Below are 6,301 nucleotides of genomic sequence, written 5' to 3' on the forward strand. Positions count from 1 at the left end.
TCGACGACCGGACCGTGTTCGTCGGCGCCGACGGCGCCGCCGCGGATCTGGACCGGGAGCTGATCGACGCGCTGGCCGACGGCGCGGCGTTGACGCTGACGCTGACCGTCGACTCCGGCGGGAACTGACGGCGTTCGGCGCGCAGTTTTTGGTCGCCCGTCCGAACAATTCGGTATGAGCGACGACGCCGAGGAGCGCGCGGACGAGCCGTCGAGAAACATCAGCGGCGGCCCGGACGGCGGTGGGGAAGCGGTCACGGCCGTCGACGACGGCGAGCCGGCCAGTCGGGCGGAAGCGGTCGTCGACGAACTTGGGGAGATGTACTGGCAGAAGGCCTACGGCGGCCGCGACGGCTTCGAGTGTCTCGTCCGGACGATCCTGAGCCAGAACACCAGCGACAAGGCCAGCCAGCCGGCCCACGACAGCCTGATGAGCCGGTACGGCGGCGACGGGATCGACCTCGCCGAGTCGCTCGCCGGCGCCGCACAGGACGAACTCGCCGAGACCATCTCTTCGGCCGGCCTCTACAACCAGAAGTCCGAGACCATCGTCCGCCTCGCCGGACGCGTCGTCGAGGAGTACGGCGGCGCCGACGGCTTCGACGAGTTCGTGAAGTCCGGCGACCCCGACCAAGTCCGGGAGACGCTCTTGGAGATGAAGGGCGTCGGACCGAAGACGGCCGACTGCGTGCTGCTGTTCTCCGGGGGTCGCAACGGCGTATTCCCCGTCGACACCCACGTCCACCGGATCGCACGGCGGATGGGCCTCGCGCCCGCGGACGCGGACCACGAGCAGGTGCGGCAGGCGATCGAGGCGGCCGTCCCCGGGGAGAAGTGTGGCTTCGGTCACACCGCGATGATCCAGTTCGGCCGGGAGTACTGCACCGCCCGCGAGCCGGCGTGTCTGGACGGCCCGGAGGCCTGCCCGCTGGTGGAGTACTGCGACCAAGTGGGCGTCGACGAACTCTCCGGCGACGTGGTGGATCCGGCGGCGGTCGTCACCGACGATTAACCGATCGCGCCGGAGGGGTGGTACGTCGGTGGACTATCACGCAGCGAGGGCACCAGCCCCGCCCTTCAGACCGAACCCCATCACCGGGCCGCTGTAGTCGGCCGTGTCGTTCGGCGGACTCGTGTGGGTGGCTTCCTCCTCGGTCTCCCCGCCACCGGCCTCTAGGTTTCCGGTCGCGGCAGCGTTCCCCGCCGTGACGGTTATCAACATCACGACGACCAGTAACGTGATCGTGACTCGTCGTAGATCCATCGTCGATCCAGTCGCTCGTGAACAGTGCCCACAGTAAAGTTCTTCTGGTGGAACAGGTTTCGACTCTCACCCGAAACTCGACGCCCCCGACGATCACTACTTGAATCGGAACGTCTCGAGGTTCTTCGGCGCGAGTGAGTCCGGAGGACGAACGAGCGTTTTTGCATGAACGGGTTTTGCGGGGGTCTGGCCGCAGGCGGCTACGCCGCCGAGGACATGTCCCCGCAAAAACGGTTCACTTGAACCGGAACGTCTCGAGGTTCTTCGGCGCGAACGTGCGCATGTTGAACTCGTGGTACAGCGCCGAGGAGAAGTCCTGCACGGAGCTCTCGTCGCCGTGGACACAGAGCACCTTCTCCGGGCGCGGGCTCATGTTCCGGACAAAGTTCATCAACCCCTCGCGGTCGGCGTGACCGGAGAAGCCGTCGACGGTCTCGACGTCCATCTTCAGGGTCAGCTTCGAGCCCCGGCCGTCGCGGTTCGAGCCGAAGTCCGAGACGGGGATCTCGTCCCAGCCGTTCTGGATACGCCGGCCGAGCGTCCCCTGGGCCTGATAGCCGACGAAGGTGAGCGTGGAGTCCTGATCGCTGCCGAGGTGGCGCAGCCACGACATGATCGGGCCGCCGGTCACCATCCCGGAGGTGGAGAGGATGATCGACGGGCCTTCGTCGACGACCTCCTGTCGCTCGTCCTCGCCGCCGTCGATGTGGTTGAACTGGTCGGCGAGGAACGGGTTCTCGTCCTCGTGGAAGATGCGGTCCTGCAGGTCGTCACGCAGGTACTCGGGGTAGGTGGTGTGGATCGCGGTCGCCTCCCAGATCATCCCGTCGAGGTGGACCGGCATCTCCGGGATCTTCCCGGTGCGCATCGCCTCCTCGATGACGAGCATGATCTCCTGTGACCGCCCGACAGCGAAGGCGGGGATCAACACCTTCCCGCCTTTCTCGTGAGCCTCGTTGATCACCTCGATCAGCCGGCGCTCGGAGTCCTCCTGATCGGTCTGGTAGTCGTTCCGACCACCGTAGGTGGACTCCATCACCAGCGCCTCGACGCGGGGGAAGTCGTTGACCGCGCCGTTGAACAGCCGGGTGTCGTCGTAGTGGATGTCGCCGGAGAACGCGACGTTGTAGAGGCCGTCGCCGACGTGGAAGTGGGAGACGGCCGAGCCGAGGATGTGGCCCGCGTTGTGGAACGTGAGCTTGAGGTCGGGCGCGATGTCGGTCACGTCGCCGTACTCCAGCGGGATGCAGTGCTTGATCGCCTCGCGTACCTGCGCGGAGTCGTACGGCGGCGTCCGGCCCTCCTTGGCGGCCACGTCGAGGTAGTCGAGCGTGAGCAGCCCCATCAGGTCCCGCGTCGGCTCCGTACAGTAGATCGGGCCGTCGTAGCCGTACTTGAAGAGGAGGGGGATCAGCGCGGAGTGGTCGAGGTGGGCGTGGGTGAGCACGACCGCGTCGAGGTTCTGGGCGCCGGCACCGAGCGCCTCGGGGATCTGGAGGTACGGCACCTCGCCCTCGGCGCCAGGCTTGTCGCCGCAGTCGACCAGCACGCGCGTCTCCGCGGTGTTGAGGATGAACGCGGCGCGGCCGACCTCGCGACAGCAGCCAAGCGTGGTGATCCGGACCCACTGCTCGTCGGCCATCTCCTCGCGGTGGATCTGCCGGCCGACGCGTTCGAGGATCTCGCGGCGCTCCTGGCGCTCCTGCTTGAGGAAGTTCCGGACGTTGGAGACGGTGGAGGACTCGATCGGCGGCGTGCGGACGACCTCGGGGGTCCAGCCCACTTCGCGGGTAATCTCCCGGAGCGTGGAGCCGTGGCGGCCGATGACCATGCCGGGCTTCTCGGCCTCGATGACGACCTCGCCGGTGTCCTCGTGGAAGTCCAGATCCTCCACGCCGGCCTCCTCCGGGATCACGTCCATGACTTTCTCACGCGCCTCGCCGGGTCGGGAGAGCACGTCGGGGTCCGGGCGGACCGTGATGCGCTTGCGAAGCTTGGAGGCGAGCTGGCGGACCAGGTTGCCGTCGCCGGCGAACTCCTTGGGGTCGCGGGTGTAGACCACCAGCTCCGGCCCCTCGTATTTCACGTCAGTGATGGAGATCGTAGAGGGGATCTCTGCCTCGATTTCACTTTTCAACTCCTCGAGTTGCGTATCTACTTGACTCATGTGTCGAAGACGCTCGCGTCGACTGCGTTGCCCGACGCGAGAGTGGCGGTGATTCTCTCCGGTGTTGCCGCGCGGGAAAGTACAGCGAGAACCCGCTTACACGGAGGTATCTCCGCGCGGTAGTAAAAGCCTTCCCAAACCGCGAGCGTGGCTGGTGGCAACATGCTTTTTCCTCGGGCGGCGAAGCCCGCGAGCGTGTTCGAAGACGATCCCGTCGAGGAACTGCCCGCGGCGACGCTGTGTCACCTCGTCGCAGGTGCGGCCGGCGACGAACAGCCGGCCGGCGACGACGAGACTCTCCTCATCCACAAGAAACGCGGCGTCGGCAGCGGGCAGTGGGTCGGTCCCGGCGGGAAAGTCGAGGACGGTGAGACTCCGCGGGAGTGCGTGGTTCGGGAGGTTCGCGAGGAGGTCGGGATCGACGTGCTCGACCCCGAGAAGGCCGGGGAGTTCGTCTACCGCTCGGACGACTGGGACGCCCTCGTCCACGTGTTCCGCGCGACCGAGTACGCGGGCACGCCCGAGGAGACCGAGGAGGCCGATCCGCGGTGGTTCCCCGTCGACGACCTCCCGTTCGCCGAGATGTGGGCGACCGACCGCGAGTGGCTGCCCGTCGTGCTCGACGGCGGGACGTTCCGCGGGCGGTTCGTCTACGAGGACGGCGAGCCGCGGGAGGTGACCGTCGAGACGGGCGTGACGTTCCCCGGCGAGCGCTGACGGTGGCTTCGGACGTTTTAAGCCGCGACCACCACTTCGTCGGCGTATGAGCGACGACGACGACCAGACGCTCGGGATCACCGAGTCCAAGGAGTACGCCACCGGCGACTGGTACGCCGAAGTCTGCCGGAAGGCGGGGCTGACCAACTACGGCCCGGAGGGGATGTCCGGGTTCATCGTCGCCCGCCCGCGGGCGTACGGCCTCTGGGAGCGAGTACAGGGGGAACTCGACGCCCGGTTCAAGGACACCGGCGTCCAGAACGCCTACTTCCCGCTGTTCATCCCGGAATCCTACCTCGAACGCGAGAAGGACATCGTCGAGGGGTTCGACCCCGAAGTCGCGTGGGTCACCCACGGCGGCCACGACGAGCTCGAGGAGCGCCTCGCGGTCCGGCCGACCTCCGAGTCGATCATCGCGCCGTACATGTCCCAGTGGATCCGGAGCCACCGTGACCTCCCCCTCCGAGTCAATCAGTGGGCCTCCGTCGTGCGCTGGGAGGCGACAGAGACGAAGCCGTTCTTCCGCACCAAGGAGTTCCTCTGGCAGGAGGGCCACACCGCCCACGAGACCGACGAGGAGGCGTGGGAGGAGACCCTGACCCGCCTCGACCAGTACGAGGAGGTGTACGAGGACGTGCTCGCGATCCCGGTGATGCGCGGGCAGAAGCCCGACCACGACAAGTTCCCCGGCGCGGACACGACGACGACCGTCGAGGCGCTGATGCCCGACGGGAAGTCGGTGCAGGGCGCGACCTCCCACCACCTCGGCCAGTCGTTCGCGGAGGCGTTCGACATCACCTACAGCGACGAGGACGAGGAGGAGCGCGTCGCCCACACGACCTCGTGGGGGTTCTCCTGGCGCTCGCTGGGCGCGCTGATCATGACCCACTCCGACGAGCAGGGTCTCGTCCTCCCCCCGACGCTCGCGCCCGAGCAGGTCGTGATCGTCCCCATCTACCAGTCCGACACCAAGGACGAAGTCATCGACTACGCCGAAGAGGTCGCCGACGACCTCGAGGACGCCGGCGTCCGCGTCGAACTCGACGACCGCGACGAGCGCAACCCCGGGTTCAAGTTCAACGAGTGGGAGCTGAAGGGCGTCCCCGTCCGCTTCGAGATCGGTCCCCACGAGGTCGAGGACGGCGAGATCACGGCGGTCCACCGTCCCGACGGCGAGGAGGTCACGCTCGACCGCGACGGCGTCGCCGAGTCGGTCCGTGACGAACTCGACACCGTCTACGCCAAGCTGTTCGCCGCCGCCGAGGAGAACATCGAGGAGAACGTCCGCGACGCCGACGACCGCGCGGGCATCCTCGGCACGCTCGGCCAGCACGGGGGCTACGTCCGGACGCCGTGGTGTGGCGACGAGGCCTGCGAGGAGGAGATCTCCGAGCAGATGGCCGCCGAGATCGTGATGGTGCCGTTCCCCGACGACGAGGAGAAACACCACGACGACGTGCTCGCCGGCGACGCCGAGTGTGCGGTCTGTGGCGACGACGCCGACGAGACCGCCTACTTCGCGAAGTCCTACTGAGCGATCGCGATCCTCTCGAACTTTTTTCAGGTCGACACCGCGTGGAGTCCGACGATCCCCACGACGATCACGCCGATGAACGCCAGCCGCGAGGCCGTCGCCGGCTCGTCGAACAGCGCGATCCCCAACAGCGCCGTCCCGACCGCGCCGATCCCGGTCCAGACGGCGTAGGCGGTCCCGACCGGTAGCTGCTCGACCGCCTTCGCGAGCAGGACCATCGACGCGACGAGCGCGATCACGGTGCCGGCAGTCGGGATCGGCTTCGTCAGCCCCTCCGAATACTCCAGTCCGATCGCCCACGCCACCTCGAACAGCCCCGCAGCGAGCAGGAGGTACCACGCCATACCCGCGACTGGACGGTCGGCGGCCATAGCTCCCGTGATCCCACGCCGGTGTCGAACCACTCAGGGGGCTGGCTGCCCTCCGTTCGCGCATGGAGGTGGCTATCGTCACCGTCGGCGACGAGATCCTCGCCGGCGACACACGGAACACCAACGCCGAGCGGCTCGCCCGCCGGCTGCACGAACGCGGCGCGACCGTCGCCCGGATGCTCACGATCCCCGACGACCGCGAGCTAATCACGGAGACCGTCGACGACTGGCGCCGCGAGTTCGACGCCG

8 protein-coding genes are annotated in these 6,301 nt (G+C 67.6%); 5 read left to right on the top strand and 3 right to left on the bottom strand.

The window, feature by feature from the left end; translation table 11 throughout:
- On the top strand, window positions 1–128 hold a 128-nt coding region (locus ACFR9S_RS05880), incomplete at its 5' end, for a DUF371 domain-containing protein (RefSeq protein ID WP_379818270.1).
- 46 nt (window positions 129–174) lie between these two features.
- Window positions 175–1,011, top strand: a complete 837-nt coding sequence (locus ACFR9S_RS05885) for an endonuclease III domain-containing protein (protein ID WP_379731063.1) — start codon at window positions 175–177, stop codon at window positions 1,009–1,011.
- A 36-nt stretch (window positions 1,012–1,047) separates the two neighbouring features.
- Here the strand turns inward: ACFR9S_RS05885 and ACFR9S_RS05890 are convergent, their stop codons facing one another.
- Together ACFR9S_RS05890 and ACFR9S_RS05895 are read right to left on the bottom strand one after the other, a co-directional pair.
- Entirely contained in the window at window positions 1,048–1,263 is a 216-nt protein-coding gene (locus tag ACFR9S_RS05890; RefSeq protein WP_379731064.1) for a hypothetical protein, read from the bottom strand.
- 235 nt (window positions 1,264–1,498) lie between these two features.
- Window positions 1,499–3,430, bottom strand: a complete 1,932-nt coding sequence (locus ACFR9S_RS05895) for a beta-CASP ribonuclease aCPSF1 (RefSeq protein WP_379731065.1) — start codon at window positions 3,428–3,430, stop codon at window positions 1,499–1,501.
- Window positions 3,431–3,625: 195 nt separating this feature from the next.
- Here ACFR9S_RS05895 and ACFR9S_RS05900 point away from each other — a divergent pair, with 195 nt between their 5' ends.
- Both ACFR9S_RS05900 and proS read left to right on the top strand, forming a co-directional pair.
- Window positions 3,626–4,147: an 8-oxo-dGTP diphosphatase gene (locus tag ACFR9S_RS05900; RefSeq protein ID WP_379731066.1), complete on the top strand. Its 522-nt coding sequence runs from the start codon at window positions 3,626–3,628 to the stop codon at window positions 4,145–4,147.
- A gap of 46 nt (window positions 4,148–4,193) precedes the next feature.
- A complete protein-coding gene (gene proS, locus ACFR9S_RS05905; protein WP_379731067.1) occupies window positions 4,194–5,681 on the top strand; it encodes a proline--tRNA ligase in 1,488 nt (495 codons plus the stop codon).
- A 26-nt stretch (window positions 5,682–5,707) separates the two neighbouring features.
- Here the strand turns inward: proS and ACFR9S_RS05910 are convergent, their stop codons facing one another.
- Window positions 5,708–6,025, bottom strand: coding sequence for a DMT family transporter (locus ACFR9S_RS05910; protein ID WP_379731068.1), 318 nt, complete (start codon window positions 6,023–6,025; stop codon window positions 5,708–5,710).
- A gap of 89 nt (window positions 6,026–6,114) precedes the next feature.
- Between ACFR9S_RS05910 and ACFR9S_RS05915 the strand changes: the two genes are divergently transcribed.
- Window positions 6,115–6,301, top strand: a 187-nt coding sequence (locus ACFR9S_RS05915; RefSeq protein ID WP_379818264.1) for a molybdopterin-binding protein, incomplete at its 3' end; no start/stop codon positions are given.

It is taken from the genome of Halolamina salina (genome assembly GCF_042678005.1).
Classification (GTDB): domain Archaea; phylum Halobacteriota; class Halobacteria; order Halobacteriales; family Haloferacaceae; genus Halolamina; species Halolamina salina.

Bases quoted from the DNA above. Each gene is read 5' to 3' on its own strand.
- ACFR9S_RS05885 (WP_379731063.1), top strand. From the start codon at position 175: ATGAGCGACGACGCCGAGGAGCGCGCGGACGAGCCGTCGAGAAACATC.
- ACFR9S_RS05890 (WP_379731064.1), bottom strand. From the start codon at position 1,263: ATGGATCTACGACGAGTCACGATCACGTTACTGGTCGTCGTGATGTTG.
- ACFR9S_RS05895 (WP_379731065.1), bottom strand. From the start codon at position 3,430: ATGAGTCAAGTAGATACGCAACTCGAGGAGTTGAAAAGTGAAATCGAG.
- proS (WP_379731067.1), top strand. From the start codon at position 4,194: ATGAGCGACGACGACGACCAGACGCTCGGGATCACCGAGTCCAAGGAG.
- ACFR9S_RS05910 (WP_379731068.1), bottom strand. From the start codon at position 6,025: ATGGCGTGGTACCTCCTGCTCGCTGCGGGGCTGTTCGAGGTGGCGTGG.